The sequence below is a fragment of the Pedobacter sp. AK017 genome (genome assembly GCF_014200825.1).
Taxonomy (GTDB): Bacteria; Bacteroidota; Bacteroidia; order Sphingobacteriales; family Sphingobacteriaceae; genus Pedobacter; species Pedobacter heparinus.
In genome coordinates this window covers 1-17,160 of record NZ_JACHCW010000029.1, presented here as the reverse complement: position 1 = coordinate 17,160, position 17,160 = coordinate 1, and the positions used below count along the sequence as shown (strand labels likewise).

The 17,160-nt window shown below is 40.9% G+C and carries 13 protein-coding genes; 3 read left to right on the top strand and 10 right to left on the bottom strand.

What is annotated here, in order from left to right; translation table 11 throughout:
* Positions 1–22 precede the first annotated feature (22 nt).
* Positions 23–685, bottom strand: a complete 663-nt coding sequence (locus HDC92_RS24345; protein ID WP_183877492.1) for a peptidylprolyl isomerase — start codon at positions 683–685, stop codon at positions 23–25.
* A 217-nt stretch (positions 686–902) separates the two neighbouring features.
* Between HDC92_RS24345 and HDC92_RS24340 the strand changes: the two genes are divergently transcribed.
* Entirely contained in the window at positions 903–1,121 is a 219-nt protein-coding gene (locus tag HDC92_RS24340) for a DUF6520 family protein (protein WP_183877491.1), read from the top strand.
* Positions 1,122–1,238: 117 nt separating this feature from the next.
* Here HDC92_RS24340 and HDC92_RS24335 read toward each other — a convergent pair whose 3' ends face one another.
* From HDC92_RS24335 to HDC92_RS24310, 6 genes are all read right to left on the bottom strand, one after another.
* Positions 1,239–2,489: a TlpA family protein disulfide reductase gene (locus tag HDC92_RS24335; RefSeq protein ID WP_183877490.1), complete on the bottom strand. Its 1,251-nt coding sequence runs from the start codon at positions 2,487–2,489 to the stop codon at positions 1,239–1,241.
* Between the two features lie 212 nt (positions 2,490–2,701).
* A complete protein-coding gene (locus HDC92_RS24330) occupies positions 2,702–4,099 on the bottom strand; it encodes a RagB/SusD family nutrient uptake outer membrane protein (RefSeq protein ID WP_183877489.1) in 1,398 nt (465 codons plus the stop codon).
* Between the two features lie 11 nt (positions 4,100–4,110).
* Positions 4,111–7,485, bottom strand: a complete 3,375-nt coding sequence (locus HDC92_RS24325; RefSeq protein ID WP_183877488.1) for a SusC/RagA family TonB-linked outer membrane protein — start codon at positions 7,483–7,485, stop codon at positions 4,111–4,113.
* A 184-nt stretch (positions 7,486–7,669) separates the two neighbouring features.
* A complete protein-coding gene (locus HDC92_RS24320) occupies positions 7,670–8,845 on the bottom strand; it encodes a FecR family protein (RefSeq protein WP_183877487.1) in 1,176 nt (391 codons plus the stop codon).
* A 69-nt stretch (positions 8,846–8,914) separates the two neighbouring features.
* A complete protein-coding gene (locus HDC92_RS24315; protein ID WP_183877486.1) occupies positions 8,915–9,499 on the bottom strand; it encodes an RNA polymerase sigma factor in 585 nt (194 codons plus the stop codon).
* Between the two features lie 64 nt (positions 9,500–9,563).
* The gene (locus HDC92_RS24310; RefSeq protein ID WP_183877485.1) at positions 9,564–9,953 is read right to left on the bottom strand and encodes a LytR/AlgR family response regulator transcription factor; all 390 of its coding nucleotides are present in this window, start codon (positions 9,951–9,953) and stop codon (positions 9,564–9,566) included.
* Positions 9,954–10,087: 134 nt separating this feature from the next.
* Between HDC92_RS24310 and HDC92_RS24305 the strand changes: the two genes are divergently transcribed.
* On the top strand, positions 10,088–10,291 hold the full coding sequence (locus HDC92_RS24305) for a hypothetical protein (protein ID WP_183877484.1): 204 nt from the start codon (positions 10,088–10,090) through the stop codon (positions 10,289–10,291).
* A 20-nt stretch (positions 10,292–10,311) separates the two neighbouring features.
* Positions 10,312–10,593 carry a hypothetical protein gene (locus HDC92_RS24300; RefSeq protein WP_183877483.1) on the top strand — a complete coding sequence of 94 codons (282 nt, stop codon included), beginning with the start codon at positions 10,312–10,314 and terminating at the stop codon, positions 10,591–10,593.
* A gap of 177 nt (positions 10,594–10,770) precedes the next feature.
* Here HDC92_RS24300 and HDC92_RS24295 read toward each other — a convergent pair whose 3' ends face one another.
* Genes HDC92_RS24295 through HDC92_RS24285 form a run of 3 tightly spaced genes read right to left on the bottom strand, consistent with a single transcriptional unit; the run spans position 10,771 to position 17,015 of the window.
* Complete coding sequence (locus tag HDC92_RS24295) at positions 10,771–12,096, bottom strand: TlpA family protein disulfide reductase (RefSeq protein ID WP_183877482.1); 1,326 nt, start codon at positions 12,094–12,096, stop codon at positions 10,771–10,773.
* A 1-nt stretch (position 12,097) separates the two neighbouring features.
* The gene (locus HDC92_RS24290; protein ID WP_183877481.1) at positions 12,098–13,486 is read right to left on the bottom strand and encodes a RagB/SusD family nutrient uptake outer membrane protein; all 1,389 of its coding nucleotides are present in this window, start codon (positions 13,484–13,486) and stop codon (positions 12,098–12,100) included.
* 10 nt (positions 13,487–13,496) lie between these two features.
* The gene (locus HDC92_RS24285; protein ID WP_183877480.1) at positions 13,497–17,015 is read right to left on the bottom strand and encodes a SusC/RagA family TonB-linked outer membrane protein; all 3,519 of its coding nucleotides are present in this window, start codon (positions 17,013–17,015) and stop codon (positions 13,497–13,499) included.
* Positions 17,016–17,160 lie beyond the last annotated feature (145 nt).

Sequence of the window (17,160 nt, the reverse complement as noted above, 5' to 3'; positions counted from 1 at the left end):
CGAAATTGTTTTTGGTGTTATCTTAATAGTCCACTTTAGAGAGGATAATCACATTAAAGACAACCGGGCTTAGCGGAACATCATTTTTACCGGTGATTACCGAATTGATCACATCTGCGATTTCCAGGCCCTCAGTAATTTCACCAAATACAGTATAATCTCCATCCAAATGCGGTACCCCTCCTATTGTTTTATAAACCTCACGCTGGGCTGCTGGAATTTTTCTGCCCTTCTTTTGTTCAATAACATCCATTTGGGCATCAGTCAGTTTCTTACCTGTAACCAGGTAAATCTGCGAAATGTAAGATCCCTTCTCGGGATTGCCGTCCCGTCCGGCACCCAATGCTCCACGTTTATGAAACAGGTTCGGTTTGATCTCTGCAGGTAACCGGGTTACAAGTCTTTTGGGATGACGCTTTTCTCTGTTTAATATGGTATCGTCCAGTTCCCCGCCCTGACTAACAAAATCCTTTATCACACGGTTAAATTCAGCGTTTTTATACAAACCTTGTTTTACAATGCTCAAAAACATATCCCGGTGTGCAGGCGTTTCATCATACAGCATAATAGTAATGTCCCCTTTATTGGTAACAAAGCGAACAGATACAGATTGCGCAAATGCGGTTTGCACCGTAAATAATAGCGACGAGATCAATACAAATAATTTAAATTCGCTAATTTTCATGTTAGTTTTTTAAGTACGTTCCCAACCAAAGATAAGGTGTTTAACACACATTCCCCTCTCTGACCAGAACCCAGCACTTCACGTTTCTTTTTCAATTATGCCATCAATACCCAAAACCCTTACATCCTTTGTCTTATTCTATAGATGAAAAGCCTTATTTATTATAGCAGGCTATTATTCTGCTCTTATTGCGAAACACATCACTTAACTTTAAACAATGAAAAAGATCAAAATAACCTTTGCAATCGCCACATTACTTTGTGCGCTGGGCACTACTTATGCAGCAAACCAAAAAGCTGCCGAGACAAACAACTGTTCAACAGAGATTTCAGGCTTTACTGTAAATTATGACCGCGCCAATTGCGATCATACAGACAACATCTGCTGTTATGACGTAACAGCCCAGCCGCTCGCACTGGGCGAAAGGACGCTTTAATCCTTCGCATAACATTGGCCGAGACGTGAAGTTGACTAGCCCAAACTCTTGTTGCGGGCTAGTCAACTAATTTTAAACTAAACAGACTGATTACAAATTTCTTAGCCTGTTTGAAAATTATAAGTCCCTTATCACAACCATATCTATATCACGATCTTCTAATTCTAAGGTTAATCCCACTGTTTTAAAACCAGCCCTCATTTGGTCCATATTTTTCATGTCTGCTTCAAAGGTGAAATCTATTTTCTCATTCATACTTAATCCGGTTTCATCAATAATAGGGTGGGTTTCCCTACCATTAAAATTAAAGATCCACCAAAACGTTACAAACCGGCTTATTGGTGTATTTACTACTTTGACAAAGGGTGATTTTTGTTTTCCATCAAAGTAAGGATTTCCTCCTTTTGTCAGTAATAGTTTTTTACTTTTTTTATTACTTAATTTTAGCACCCAACAGGTCATTCGGACTTTTTCAAGTCCTGCTTTTATTTTTAGGAGCTTTCCGAAATTATGGTTCAGGTCTTCAAGCATAGTTTGCTTTACTGTTAGCGAATCTTCAGCGGGCGCGACCAATTCATAGGTGAAGTATTTTCTATCATCGGGAACCTTTTTCCAGCTTTCCTCAGTTCTGCCGGACCAATAGAATAATGAGGAATCTTTGGCCTTCCATAATACGCGATCATAAAATGTTAGACAATAATTATCTATATCAAAGCTCTTTTCCCCGATCTTGGCTTGATGAACTAAAGCTGATGAATAAAGCGCTGATATTGAAATATTAAAGCCACCAACGATGATTGGTTGACTTTGATTCGTTCGATAGGAGTAATTTCCCCATGCAGGCATTCCATCCATCTTCCCTGTTAAAAAGGTGCGGCTATATTGTATCATGTTAGGATCGAGCTGGTAGCTGCCTAAACCACCGCTTAACATGGGAACATGGGTATTGTAATCGGTGATATCTTTTTTTACAGGTGCATCCAGGGAACCAGTGGTCAGTATGCGCTCAATATTTTTCTTGTTGACATACTCTGACCTGGTAATGCCTACAACCTTTCCTTTTCCATCAATCCATATAACATGTGGAATGCTGCCATGAGGAAAATATGCTTTGGTAATTTTATCTGAAGTTGCTGTTGGAAGGTTCAGTGTATCGAGCTTACTTAATTTAAAAAAGTCATTAACAGTTTTACGATCTTCTGTGGTGGTTTGTACAACTCTAATCTGGTCCTTAAATTCCTTCTGCAATTCCGCCAAATGTGGCATATTGTTAATGCAAGGTCCGCAATAGGTGCCCCAGAAATCGATCAGTACAAGCTTACCTTTTAGCTCAGAAAGTTTAAGGTTAGGCTGGGGCCAGTTTAACATGTTTTTAAATTCAATATCCGGGCATTGATCTCCTACCTTAATTTCAGTGGGATTCCCGGACGCGATGTTTGCAGGGGCCTGGGCTACAGTGCTGCTGATCCTGCCGGCAAATACAGCCAGCAGGATTAATATTTTATATTCAGTTTTCATATCGTTTTGATAATAGTGTAATCAGCTCCTGTATTCAGGAGCTGATTAAGATTATAGTTTTTCTATTGGGGATATCCGGGGTTCTGTTTGAGGTTGTTATTTTTTAGAATGTCCGATAGTGGGATAGGCCATAATGCAGCAGTGCCTTTCCATTTGCCAGGCTTCTCAACAGACATTACAGCATCCACAGTCCCTGTTCTTTTTAAGTCAAACCACCTATGCGCCTCTTCTGTAAATAATTCCACTCGGCGCTCATGCATGATGACCTGCATTGCAGCTTGTTGGTTGGCAGGTATGCCTAATGGTGTATTTAAACCACCATGCTTTTGCCTCAAAAGGTTCACATCATTTATTGCCGCCTCAAAATCATTTTGCATGGCCTTTGCCTCAGCCCGGATCAGGTATTGCTCAGCCAGTCGAAAGAGCATATAATATTCTGGTGGATTAACGGAAGAGGTAGTATACTTGTAGGGATAATTATAGGTAGTTCCTGAATAAAGAAATGTTTTCGTCCATATCGATTTACGCTGATCCCCGATCTCGAAAGCGCCGATCAAAGAATTGGTGCAAACCGTTCCCGGTACTCCCGAACTTGGCAGGTAGCTTATAGCCTCATAAATAAACTGAGCCGAATTTATGGCTAGCTGCAAAATTGTCTCAGAGCTGTTTTTTTTGAACACATCCGCTGTTTGAGATAACACGAAAGCATTGCTTTTAATAACATCATCGGCATATTTTAAAGCATTTACCCAATCCTTTTGATAAAGGTATACCCGTGCAAGCATCGCCTTAACTACCCATTGGTTAGCGCGTATCCTTTCTCCTCCGGCGTAGGAATTTACTGTACTTAGTTGTGTCTGTGCATCCAGCAAATCCGATATGATTTGAGAGTAGACGACAGCAACATTTGTTCTTGGCGCTTTTGCAGATGCATTGACATCGGTCGAAATGATTAACGGCACATCGCCATAAAGATTTACCAGGTAGAAATTGCATAGCGCCCGCATAAACTTAGCTTCCCCTAAAAGCGGATTTCTTTTTGTATCTGTTAAACTACTCTTAGCCAGCCCTTCAATAGCATCGTTACATTGATAGATGATCTTATAAATTCCATCCCAGGGTAAAGGATCGGTCGGGAGTAGATTATTATTATAAAAGTTGTCTCCGACACTGTTATAACGGACTACTTCATCCGCGCTTAATCCTGCTAAATAGCCCAGGCTATTGCTTGTAAATGTTTGATTCGCAGAAGTATATATTCCGGCTATCGCATTGTTCGCTGTAGCCTCGCTATTAAATACCTGTGTGCTTAATAGTTTGTCATTTAATTGATCTACAGTAACAAATTTCTTGCATCCGGATACCCACGCTAATAAGGCTAATACTCCCAATAGAGAAGCTAAAGGGCGAACTATCCTGCCAAACTTTAAGGCGCGGTATTTTTGTTTAAGATTTTTCATAATTCTCTTGTCTAAAATGTACATTGAATCCCTGCTGCCCACTGTCTTAATAATGGAACAACCAACGCTGGGACATTAGCGTTCTCTGGATCATATCCCTTTAGTTTGGTTACAGTCAGAATGTTTTGGCCCTGCACAAAAACTTTGCAGTCACCGAGCTTTAATGCTGACAATGTGCTTTGCGGAAGATGGTATGCAAGAGACAGAGTTTTTAACCTTAAAAATGACGCATCACTGATCCCGATATCGGAAGAATTGAATCTGCCTTGTAGCGAGGTTGAATTTGCTAACGGTTTTTGAATGACATCAATATCACCTGCTTGTTTCCAATAATTCAGCGCATCAGTCCAAACATTTGTCGCGTTAGATCCACTGCCGAAATTGCCCATACGCTTGTAAGTATTATAACCCTGCTGTTTAGTATAGAGAAAGAAACAATCCAACTGGAAGTTTTTATATTTTATGGTATTGTTGAATCCTCCATACCAGTCAGGCGCTGTTTTTCCCACGATGATGTAATCTCCGCCCCGATTATTATAAAAAGAAGAACTTACTATATTACCGTCTCCATTTACATCTAGTACGGTTGGGTTTCCGTTCGCAGGATCGGTGCCGGTGTAATGAAATGCCTGTATGATGCTCAAAGGTTCGCCGATAACATAACTATCAGCATAGCTGCTTTGATCCAGGTTAGGAAAGGCTACAAGTTTATTCCGCGGTATGGTAATGTTTATACCTGAATCCCAGGAAAATTTGTTACCCCTGATATTCTTTGTAGACAGCTCAAACTCCCAACCCGAGTTTTGAACTACTGCCCCAAGGTTCGCATTATAGCTGGCAAAACCTGTAATGGCAGGTAAGGGATAACCCACAAGCTGATTCCCGGACCGGTTTCTGTACCAGGTCGGGCTAAACAGAATACGGTCGTTCAAAAAGCCAAAGTCTAAACTGGCTTCCAGCTTTTTATTTATTTCCCATTGATAGTTGTCATTTCCGATTTGGCTGGGTGCTATTGCCAGAGTGTTGCCGTAATTAATAGAATTTGTGTAAAGGCTCAGATAACCGTAATCACCGATTCCATCGTTACCCGTAGTTCCGTAACTGGCCCTTAGCTTCCCAAAACTCAACCAGGGGAAGGTCTCTTTGATAAAAGATTCATTGCCAAACAGCCAGGCAGCACCTATACTTCCAAAGTTTCCAAATTGCCTACCCGGCCCGAAACGCGTAGAGCCGTCCCGTCTGCCGGTGACGTTGAGGATATATTTTTCATTCCAGTTATAAGTTAAACGCCCAAAAACGGAAAGGAAATTGTACTGGATCATGGTCGAATTTTGCCTGCTGACTACTCCGAACCCAATATTTCCTAACAACAGATCATTTGTATAACCCTGAAGGAATATTGATTGCCCCCTGGTGTTCGATTGCTGCAATGTTGTACCTGCCAGGACATCTAATTTACCCTCACCAATTGTTGAAGAATAAGACAGTTGGGGTTCAAATAAAAAGGTTTTGATCGCATTATTTGCAAAGTTTGAGGTTCCACCTGCCGCAGCATTGGCCGGTGATCTTGCGATGATCGGAACCTGGTTATTCTGATATCCCTGTATGCTGTTGTATCCTGCGTTGGCTTTGATAAAAAGTCCCCTAACCACTTCATAACTCAAATTCAGCGAAGCATTCAGGTTTTCCGTTTTGTTCATGTTTGTTGCTTCTGATTGCGCTACCCAGTTGGTTTTTCCTGGTGCCCAATAGTAGTTTCCCAAATCATCATATATCGGATAGTTTGGTGCTTGCCTGACAATGGAAGCCAAAAACGGTTCGCCACTAGCTGATCCGGAAAGTTTGTTGTCGTCGCTGGTGAAAAATAGATTTGAGCTTAAATTAAATCTGCTGTCTTTTGATCTATAGTTAATGCTGCTATGAAATCCGCTACGATTGTAATGCGTTGAGCCAGGGAGTATAGTTCCTTCATGATGATAATTTCCACCTAATAAAAAAGTAAGCTGTTCACTACCCCCGCTTAGAGAAAGGGACGCATCTGTTGTCCGCGGCTTGCCACCTATATACCAATCCTGCCAATCGAAGTCTGCGTTCTGATCCCAGGTAAACAATTCCGGAGCATTGGCTGCAGTTGGGGTGATATTGCTATTGGTAAATGCGTCCCTTCGGAATTGTAGGAATTGCTGCGTGTTCAGCATCTTTCGCTTCCTGGTCACCTGGCCAACGCCATGCTTTAATGATGCATCAAGTTTTATCTTGCCTGACTTCCCACGTTTCGTAGTGATCAGAACCACACCATTTGCTGCCCGGCTTCCATATATTGCGGTAGCATCTGCATCTTTAAGAATATCGATGCTTTCGATGTCATTAGGGCTGATCGTATTCAACGGACTGCTATAATCCGGTTCCACTGCTCCTGTGTTATTGATGCCCCCAATTCTTTCCAAAGGTGTTGAGGTGAACGGCACCCCATCAATTACATAAAGTGGATTATTATTCGCAGCAATGGAATTTCGACCCCTGATCTGCACTTTTACTGATGCTCCTGGCAACCCGCTGGTTTGAGTAATCTGCAATCCGGGTACTCTTCCCTGAAGGGCAATTAGTGGATTTGTTATTTGCTGCTGCGCAATGATTTCTGCCTTCACTGATCCAACACTGCCGGTACTTAAACGCCTGGTTGTTGTCCCGTAACCGATGACCTGCAGTTGGTCCAATTCATTGTTACCCTCCTTCAACACGATGTTGATGCTGTTTTGACTGCTAAGAGATATTTCCTGTGTTTCATAGCCGACATAGCTGAATACAAGAACGTCGCCAGCTTGTCCATCGATCCGGTATTCTCCGGCGCTGCCAGATATAGCCGTTGTAGTTTTGCCCTTGATCTTAATGCTTACTCCGGGCATTGGCTTTCCTTGCTCATTGCTGATCTTGCCCGTAATGAATATGCGTTTAATGAAATCCGAAAGCCTATTAATCATACTCGGGTTTTGTTCTTTAACGACAATTGTTTTATCCAATATTTGATAATGAAGAGGCTGATCTTTAAAAGCCTGATCCAGTGCATCTTTCAATACGGCATCCTTAATAGTAACAGATACAGGCTTCGCGTTTTTTATCTCTGAATTATTGTACAGGAATTGAAAGCCGCTTTGCTTCTTTATTGCGGAAAGAACATCAGTTAATGATGCCTGCTTAAAGTTCAGAGATACGCTCTGTGCATGTACAGAGGCACATACATTCATGATGGTAATGGAGATTAAGAATGCGACTAAATTGATACGCATAATGATCATCCGCTTGATGGTTGGGTCAAGCCCCTTTAGCCAGGATATGTTTCGTGCTTTTTCATGGGCACGGAAATTCCCGTATGTAAAAAATTTCATACTTTTATTGTCTTGGGTTTGTTGATTGAGTTGTTCGTAAATTTTATCGACCCCCAACATCGCCGGAGGTGTTCTAGTAAAACACATCCGGCTTTTTTATGCAGGGGATTATTAACTAACTGGATTTTCTTTCCTTCTACTTCATACGCTATGGGTTAGGTTAAACATTTGGTTATTTATTTGTTCATGGATTAACGATCAATTTTCTTCCTGTTTCGGTTTGTACGATCTTTGTTTTGATCTTAATAAGCTCCAGCATTTTTAGCACTGTACTTAAGTTGGATTCCCGGGATATACCACCGGTGAACAAGTCTTTAGGGATAGCGCCACTGTATTCTACCTCTATATCATACCATCGGGAAAGCTGGCGCATGACAGTAGGGACATCAGCATCATGAAAAATGAACAACCCTTCTTTCCAGCCCATTACAGATTCTGTATCTGCTTGCGCTACAGATATTTTATTGCCGGCAAAAGTTGCCTGTTCGCCTGGCTTCAATACCCTATTGGCAGTTGTTCCCTGGCCTGTAGTATGCAACCGAACAGACCCTTCCAGTAAGGTTGTCTTTATTGCTTTTTCATCAGTGTAGGCGTTAACATTAAAGTGAGTGCCTAAGACTTCAACCTCCTGCACACCACTCCTGACTATAAAGGGATGGTGCTTATCCTTCACCACTTCAAAGTAGGCCTCGCCATTCAACTTTATGATTCTTTGGCGATTTTCACCAAAATTTGATGCAAATTCCAATTTACTGTCTGCGTTTAACCACACCTTTGTTCCATCAACCAGACGTAACTGATAAGTACCACCCCGTGGAGTTTGCAATGACATTGCAACTGCGTGGGGTGACAAAAGATCACTCCCTGAAGCTTGAGCTAAGGGGCCGGTGTTCGGAATAATAGCCGTATTATCATTATATTTCAAACTTGAAGCATCTATGATCACCCCTGTCTTAGCATCACTTAGTGTTATTGTTTTTCCATTTGCAAGCGTCAATATGGCCTTGTTACCACCTGGAGCCACATCCTGGACAAGCTCACTTTGTTGTATTTTTTTTACGGTGGTGTGCTGATGGTAAAAATATAAACCGGAAACAATACCTAATAATGCTGCTGCAGCAGCAATTCTTAGCCATAGTGACCGATGTTTAGTTTGTTGTATCTGAACTTCGAGTCCGGCATAGTTAAATATACGCGACTTAAGTTCTGCCTCAATTTTGTTAAAATCAATTTCATGATCTTCAAGAAAAAGATAAGCTGATTTTTGCAAATACCAGTTTTCCAGCCAGACCTTTTCTTCTTTGGTGGCAAGCCCCCTATTGTATTTTTCTACTAATGCTTTCGCCTGTTCCCTATTCATCTCTTTGGAGTTGATATGATACTAAAACGGCTAAGCGAGGGGTTGGGGGTAGAAAAAAGAAAATATATTTTATCGCATCATGATCAGTATTGCAATACTTATTCCTGCATCATTAAGTTTGGGCTTAATAACTTTTAAAGCATTATGGACTTGCTTTTTTACAGTTTGCTCAGATATGTTGAGCTTACTGGCAATTTCCCTGTGCGAAAGGTTCTCTTTTCTACTAAGCTCAAATATTGCTCTCATTTTTGGAGGAAGGTTTTGGATCTCTCTTTCCAGAATTTCAATTATCCTTTTTTCATCAATGGTTTCTATCTGCATACTGTCGGTATCAGATAAAAATTCAGCAAGCTCTCCCAGGTAGTCAAACCTGACTTTGTTCTTTTCAATCAGATCAAACACCCTGTTCCTTGCAGAAGTATACATCAGACCTGAAATATTAATGTTACTTTTAATGGAAGATGCTTTGATCCATAAATTACCGAATACCTCCTGCACAATATCTTTAGCATCGTCCTCATCCCTTAGCATTTTATAAACATGGGCATAAATTAGTTTCCAGTAGCGGTTATAGAGTTCAGTAAACGCATGTCGGTCTCCCGACTTTAACAAGTCCGTCAATTCTTGATCACTACACGTAGAATAGTTCAACATTATTATTTCCCTTGCGTAAATTTAAGAAAATGATTTTGCAAGTATATAGAATAAAAGGAAAGAATTAATGGCCTCCTGCCCTTTTGCTTTTCAGCAGCATAGGTTGTAGTAAATCTAAAAAAGGTTTCCTGTAATTTGGTCCCAATGGAACCTTATCATGGTTACCCATATAGATCATGTTGCCCTCCAGCCCTACAATCTTTTCAAGATTGATGATAAAAGATTTATGTACCCGTATAAACTGCTTTGGTGGAAGGATCTCTGCAATTTCTCCAATAGTTAAATAGGTAATGTAACTTTTTGTACTAAGATGTATTTGAAGGTAATTTAATGCACCTTCTATATAAAGAATGGCTTCTTTTTCTATGCGCACCAGTTTCCCCTTTCCATCACTTTGAATTAAAAACCAGGGGAATTCCTGTCCACCCGGTTCAGCAGTATAAATGTCTGTCATGTTAAATATTTTTTGTGTATAGATCGCTGTAATTCATCTACAGCATAAATCAGTTGGTGTAAGTAGTTTAGTGGTATCAGAAAGGCACGTTTTTTTTAAGAAACAACAAAAATTTTTCATTTAAAATCAAAATTATGAACACTTCAAATCAGAAATTATCGGCTTCAAAAAGAACCGCGTTTAAATTCAGGCAAAGGCCAAATGCTGAAGGATTCGAAACAACTACTGTGACTACATTTACAACTTCACCCGCAATCTCAAATTCCGACTTGTACCTGTCCGACAGGGTTGAAGTAAAACCAATGCTGTACCCTAACCAGGTTAGGGCACAGCACTGATGAATTAAAACATATACCGTATGAAAAAAGTAACTCTTTTTCTCGCAGCAGCTGCCATCATCGGTGTTGGTAGTGCGTTTACAGCGAAAACCGTAGGTATCGGTGACGAATACGTAAACGTTGGTCGCATATACTACCTTAAGTCTGACTTCCTGATGGATTACCCTGATTTCTATTGTACGACTTCAGTGGATAAGACCTGTACATGGCTGTCAATAGTGGTCACGACAAATCCGTCGCACCACACTCCGGCACCGCCGGCTAGTGAAGACAGTGGTTTCGAGCGTATCTATATCCAATAAACAAAAAGGGTCGCGTCATAGCGACCCTTTTTTTAAAATCTTTATTTCATCAAATTTTTGAAAAGGTTTATAAATTTTGTGCTACTTTTTTCATCAACTGGCCGGCTATCGAATGAAACGACTTTTAAATCCTTGCAACTTACCAGAATGCGATTATTTCATTTTCGTTGGCAAAACCTAATTATCCTTAAGCACAAGCATTTTTATCTCTTTAGTCCTTTGCTTTAAGACTAATCCATAAATTTTAAGTTGCCGGTTGACTTCTTCAATATTCCGTAAGTCCGTTTTTAGATCGATGTCTGCCCTTATATTCATTCCAGCTCCACCAACAATGATTTTCCTCTTTGGTTCTATAATTGCTCCGAAATTCTCATTGTAAAAACTAAGCTTTTGAACGAGGCTTTCAAGTGGACTATTAATAGCGATGTAATACAATGGCGTAGCCTCAATTGTTTCCTTCCCACCTGTTGTTGTGAGTTTGGATTTGTCTCGGATCTCCAAGGAGAAAACAGATACTTTACGCCATTCAAAGACACCTCGGACTCCAAAATACTTTTGTAAGTCGGATTGAACCTTCCGGTATAAAGGAGTTTCTGTGTTTTTCGGCAGTAGGATACTATAACTCACTAAATTGGAATCTGTTGCGGTCATATTCCTTGTAAAAATGGCCTTTTTCTCCTGATCATTAATTTCAAATATTACCCTGCCACTGGAATACATTTCTCCCGTATCCTCATATCCAAATGCTGTTTTATATAAAACAACAGGGGAAACATTCCAGGCATAAAACCTGCGATCTTTCAATGGGTACCCGTTAATATATTTTGGGCCTACAATTACAGCATTTCTTTTACCCGGGATATAATGGCAAAAAGCAGAAAATGATTCAATACCTCCGAGGTTTTTAGCTTCCAAAAGGCTCATTACATTGTAGTCGATTGGTTTATCCTCCTGCTTGAGACTCCTTGATTTTAACTGGGCAGTATCACTAGCTACAAAATTTAATGATTCACCGCGGATCAACTTTTCAATATTATCATCAGTTACGGCCAGCTCATCAGACACTCCCTTGACTTTTCCGTCTTTGTCAATCCAAATTTCATGGGGAATAAAACGGTGTGGAAATAATTGTTGCCATTCGTTATTATCACCAGTGGCGGTAAGTAACTTGTCTCCGCCAATTTTGGAGAAGAAGGATTGAACTATGTCCTTTTTATCAGTCGATATTGTGATAACCTGGAGATCCTGCCCATATTTTCTTTGCAGGCGCTGGAGATTAGGAATTGCTTTGACGCAAGGCCCGCACCAGGTTGCCCAAAAGTCTATCAGTATAGCTTTACCCTTGAAAGCATTCAGATACACGGTTGAGTCGGTGTAGTTTATTACTTGTTTTAAGGCAATGGTTGGTAAGGTATCTCCTTTCCCAATAGGTCGCATTTTCTGTGCGAACACTTCGCTACCACTCAAAAAGACTACCAGAAGGTAAACATATATGCTCTTCATCTTACCTTTCATTTTGTTCTATTCCGCTTATTGCTATTTCATCAGGCGGTATTGGATAAACATACCTCGGGTCATTGGGAGGAAGAGTATAAATAGTACCATTTACTATGCGGGTTAAGGTTACTGCATAATCAGGTTCCTTATTTAGCCTCCTTAAATCGATCCATCTCAGGCCACGAAACAGTAATTCTTTTCTCCGTTCCTTGAGTATTGTTAGCATAGCATTTTTCTGATCAGTAGCGGTGTATGGGACGAAACCTGCACCAAAACGTTTGCTTAATAAAGTATTCAGGTCCTCCATTGCGGAAGGAACATTCCCTGCCCTGGCATAACATTCTGCCCGGTTTAAATAAAGCTCATCAGTAGCTAAGCCACCGAAAAGTATGAAGGAACCGCTGTAACTACCTTTCCAGGTATTCAGACCCGTTGGTTGCCTGGCAAAAAATGCTGTTTTCCTAATGTCATCTGTGGTGTACGAGTCATAAAGTCCTTTTTCAATAGCGCAGCTTGTAGTGTTGTAAAATATTGCACCGGCAGCAATACTGTTGGAACTGGTGACCTCCGAATAAAAAATAGTCTCCGCATTGAGCTGCTTAAAAGGATAGCTATCTGCTGTATTCAGGGCTTTATAGTCGATAAGTGTGCTATATATTTTGAGTGCTTTATCTGCAAACTGCAAAGCATTCGTATAATCGCCCATAGCCATATAAATCCTGGAGAACATGGCGTAAACTGCCAGCTTAGTTGGTCTTGTTTTATAGATGCTTGTTTCCGGCAGGAGATTTAAAGCATTGTTAAGGTCATTGGTAATTGATTCATAGGTCTTGGCTAAACTAGCTCTTCCCGGCGGTTTGGTCACATCCAGACTTTGAAGTAACGGAATACCGGGATCGGTTGAAGCAGTGCTGGGATTATAGGGCTTTGCAAAGATTTGAGCGATATGAAAATTTACATATGCTCTGTAGAATAGAGCAGAACCCCTTATGTTATTAAATTCAGGTGAACTTTCTCCAACTTTGAGGTCTTCTAATGCTTGTAGGATTGCGGTAATACTTCTTAGCTTAGTAAAATTATCGTCCCAATCGCCAATTATCCGGCCTGGCCCGTAGAGCTGTTTGGCCCAGGTATATATTCTTTGGTCATCTACCGCCAAAGTGGCGAACCTGGTATCTTCGACATAAAAATCACCTGCCCCAAGTTCACCCAGGGAGGGATAAATTCCCCGAAAAATATCGGCGTCGATTGCTCCCTGTAAATCCGCTGCGGTCTTTGGAACAATCAGCGTTTGACTCGGTTTTACATCAAGTTTTTTAGTACAGGACATGACTCCGATAGAAACTACTGTCATCTCTATTAATAGTACTATATGATTAAGTTTAATTGTTTTCATATTTATCGGGTTAAAAAGTTGATCTTAGGCCAATTGAAAAGCTGCGAACTTCTGGAATGCTGTTGAAATAATCCGGATCAAGACCGTGTTTATTAGCACGCCAAAGAATGCCGACATTGTTTACATTACTGAATACTGTTAGCGCCTTTATTGGTGTTTTGGACATTACTGTTGGGGAAAGACGATATGCCAATTGTACATATTGCAACCGAACATGATCTGCCTTCTCGACCAGGAGATCAGAATAGGTATAGACAAGATCGCGGTTAGCTACATTGTTCGGATAGATCATTGCTGGTACATTAGTAAATGCCTCGTCTCCTGGCCTTTGCCACCTGTTCATGAAGTCGGCGTTTCCATTCCAGGTGTTGAATAATTGCGAATAATCGATAGATGTCCGGCGAAAAAAGTAACCTAATTTAAAGGTGATGTTCATTGCCAGTGAAAAATTTTTGTAGGAAAAATTGTTTTCCAGGCCTCCAAAAACAACTGGTCTGGCTGGGCCGACATATAACTGATCGTATTCTTTTGTGGCGATCAAAGCAGAATAATCCTTTGTAATGTTACCATTGAGATAAGCTTGTGGACTGCCTTGTCCATCTAGCCCCGCCCATTTAAAAGCATAAATACTATATAGCGGCTTCCCAACAATAGGTAAAACCAGGCTCGTTAATGTGCCCGCACCGGATTGCACTAAACTCTGAGCTGTAATAGTTGTATTGTATTTGGTGACCACATCTTTATTATAGCTGAGGTTAAGCGTCGTTCCCCATTTAAATATCCGATCAATGTTTTTACTGGTTACCGAAACGTCTATACCCTTTGCGGACATATCTGCAATATTGGTTTTATAGGATGTTGTGCCGGTTGAAGCCGCGGATAACGCTGTACCAATTAAATCAGTACTTCTTCGCTGGTAATATTCAATGCTTCCGCTTAGTATCTCGTTTTTACTTGAAAAATCTAATCCAACATTCCAGATCGCCACTTTCTCCCAGCGTAAATCGGGATTTGATGCGATGATGCTGTATACCGGAAGCCCATCTATGTTTTTTGAGTTGATGTTAGATAATGTTGTAATGCCATAAGTGGTATTATCTATATTGCCATTAAATCCGTAGGTTGTCCTGAGCCTTAACTTTGGCAACCATGAAAGGTTATAAAAACTTTCATTTTCCAGGTTCCAGCCTAACCCGGTTGACCAAAGCGGAACCCCTTTTTGATTTGTCTTGATACCAAAGAGGTTGGATTGATCGAGCCGGACGCTACCCGTTAAGGAGTACCTGCGATCATACATATATGAGGCATTAGCGAAGTAGGAAATGAATTCGTTATTTAGCTGTGATATCGATTTGCCTGTAGGTATCGTCGCAGGACTACTGACATTTTTATACTGGTTATACCTGGTTACATAATCAATTGCACCTTGCAATCCTAAATTTTCTGAATTATACCCATATAAGCGATCACTAAAGGACTTTGTTATAATCTCCTTCTGTTCAGCACCGGCAATTGCAGATATTTCATGTTTGGACGCAATGGCACGATTAAAGTTGATCTGCCCTCGCAATGCATTGCTTTGCAGGTCTCCTGTTGTTGTAAGCAGTATTCCGCCCAGTGGAACAGGACGGGTAATAGTGGTTCCGTTTAACTGGCTGTAGGAGTTGATCATATTTCTTGCAAAAAAGCTATCTGCGCTGTTATTATTTAACACATTGCTCTTTTGCTTTTCAAACTGATATTTTACCTCTAGATTCAGGCCAGGAAGTACCGTGTATTTCAATGACGGGTTAAACCTGATATTAAATAAGTTTGAGGTGTTGTCAGCCATATTTAATTCATCAAGAGGGCGTCGTTTCCAATCCAATAGTCCATCACCTGGATTATCGGTAAATGTGGACCTGTAAGTCATAACCACCGGTAACGCATTTCCGTTTTCATCAGCCAGGGATGCATATGGGTATAGGCTCTTTGAACCAACATTTACACCTGAAATGCCGGTATTGTTCGTTGAGACATTTGTTGATACATAACTTGCACCAATTGTTAAGTCAAGGTTTTTTATAAGGTTGTAATAGTTATTGAAATTAAACGTGTATCGCTCCGAGTCGTTACGGACTAAATTGCTGCGGCTTCGATCATAGCCAAAAGAGAGCAGGTATGCGCTTTTATTCCCTCCGCCGCTTAAGCCCAGGGAATATTGCTGATCAAGGCCATGTTGATAATAGTATTTATCAAAATCCCGCCTTACATCAATGGAAGACAACTTTTCTATTTGCCCATTGGCTGCATCTGCTGTGATCAGTCCATTCCTTTGTTGCGCTAATATTTCCACTACAGGAGACAATACAGGTCTGGTGGTCGTATTATTAATGTCTGCATCGTAAAACCCTTTGCTAAACAGAAATTGCTCAACGCCAATGTAGTCCCTTGAATTTAGGAATGCATTCCCGTAATAAAGGTTAGGTTTCTGACTTGTGGTGCAGTTTACGTTCAGATCAATTTTAAGTGGCTGGTTTACCTTTCCCTTCTTAGTGGTAATGACTATTACTCCGTTGCCTGAAAAGGCCCCCCAGATAGACGCCGCCGCTGCATCCTTAAGCACGGTAATTGTTTCAATATCATTTGGGTTTAGGTTAGCTACATCGCCGTCATACGGGAAGTTGTCGACAACAACCAAAGGTCTAGTATTGCCGAAAATAGTGCTCCTTCCCCGTACGCTGAAAGGAGCTTCTTTCGATCCTACCGGTATACGTTTGTTAGGAATAAGAAAGCCAGGAGTAATTCCATCCAGGCGACTAATAACATCGGCAGAAATACGTTCTTCCAGCTGTGTCCTGGTAACCGTTGAAAAGGACCCGGTTACCCTTTCTTTTGGGATATCCTCATAACCAGTTGAGACAATAGTCAACTCATCTAGTTGCCCCACAGCTTCCTTTAGCACTACAGTAAGGTTTGTATTGTTGCTGACAAGCTGTTCCTGGATTTGATAGCCTACATAGCTAAAGAGTAAAACCACTTTGTTATCGGCCACTTCTATTGAAAAGAATCCATCTTTATCAGTAATAATATGCTGATCTGTTCCTTTAACCTTTACCGTAACCCCTGCCATTGGTTGCCCGGTTTCATTGGTGACCTTTCCTGTTACCTTTAGCGATTTCAGGAATGATGTAATCCTGTCTCCAAGGCTTCGGGGTTTTACTTTGATAACAATGGTTTTATTGACGATCTCATAAGTCAAAGGCTGTTGCTCGAAACAAAGGTCAAGAACCTGTTTCAGGTCCGCACCTTTAACGTTAATGGTTACGGACTTTGAACTTTCGATCTGTGCTTTATCGTATAAGAATTGATAACCACTTTGCTTTTTGATCTGGTTTAATACTTCTTTTAAAGGAGCCTGTTGCACATTAATACTGATGCTTTGTGCGCTTGCTGACGCGCAAACATTCATTACAGTGATACTTACCAGGAATGCGATGAGGTTTATACGCATAATGATCATCCTTTTAATGGCTGGGTCCAGTTTCATGAACCAATACCGTAGCCGTGTTTTTTCTTCACGGGAACTCCCGTAGCTGAAAAATTTGCCGAGTAGACTCGAGGGATTTGCACCCTCGGTCCCTCCCAGAACCGGACGTAATACTCTCGCATTATCACGGCTCGTCCAAGTTAGG

Coding starts and splice junctions, on each gene's coding strand:
- HDC92_RS24315 (WP_183877486.1), bottom strand. CDS start 9,499: ATGTTGAACTATTCTACGTGTAGTGATCAAGAATTGACGGACTTGTTA.
- HDC92_RS24335 (WP_183877490.1), bottom strand. CDS start 2,489: ATGTTAAACTGGCCCCAGCCTAACCTTAAACTTTCTGAGCTAAAAGGT.
- HDC92_RS24330 (WP_183877489.1), bottom strand. CDS start 4,099: ATGAAAAATCTTAAACAAAAATACCGCGCCTTAAAGTTTGGCAGGATA.
- HDC92_RS24300 (WP_183877483.1), top strand. CDS start 10,312: ATGAAAAAAGTAACTCTTTTTCTCGCAGCAGCTGCCATCATCGGTGTT.
- HDC92_RS24295 (WP_183877482.1), bottom strand. CDS start 12,096: ATGAAGAGCATATATGTTTACCTTCTGGTAGTCTTTTTGAGTGGTAGC.
- HDC92_RS24285 (WP_183877480.1), bottom strand. CDS start 17,015: ATGAAACTGGACCCAGCCATTAAAAGGATGATCATTATGCGTATAAAC.
- HDC92_RS24305 (WP_183877484.1), top strand. CDS start 10,088: ATGAACACTTCAAATCAGAAATTATCGGCTTCAAAAAGAACCGCGTTT.
- HDC92_RS24325 (WP_183877488.1), bottom strand. CDS start 7,485: ATGAAATTTTTTACATACGGGAATTTCCGTGCCCATGAAAAAGCACGA.
- HDC92_RS24320 (WP_183877487.1), bottom strand. CDS start 8,845: ATGAATAGGGAACAGGCGAAAGCATTAGTAGAAAAATACAATAGGGGG.
- HDC92_RS24310 (WP_183877485.1), bottom strand. CDS start 9,953: ATGACAGACATTTATACTGCTGAACCGGGTGGACAGGAATTCCCCTGG.
- HDC92_RS24290 (WP_183877481.1), bottom strand. CDS start 13,486: ATGAAAACAATTAAACTTAATCATATAGTACTATTAATAGAGATGACA.
- HDC92_RS24340 (WP_183877491.1), top strand. CDS start 903: ATGAAAAAGATCAAAATAACCTTTGCAATCGCCACATTACTTTGTGCG.
- HDC92_RS24345 (WP_183877492.1), bottom strand. CDS start 685: ATGAAAATTAGCGAATTTAAATTATTTGTATTGATCTCGTCGCTATTA.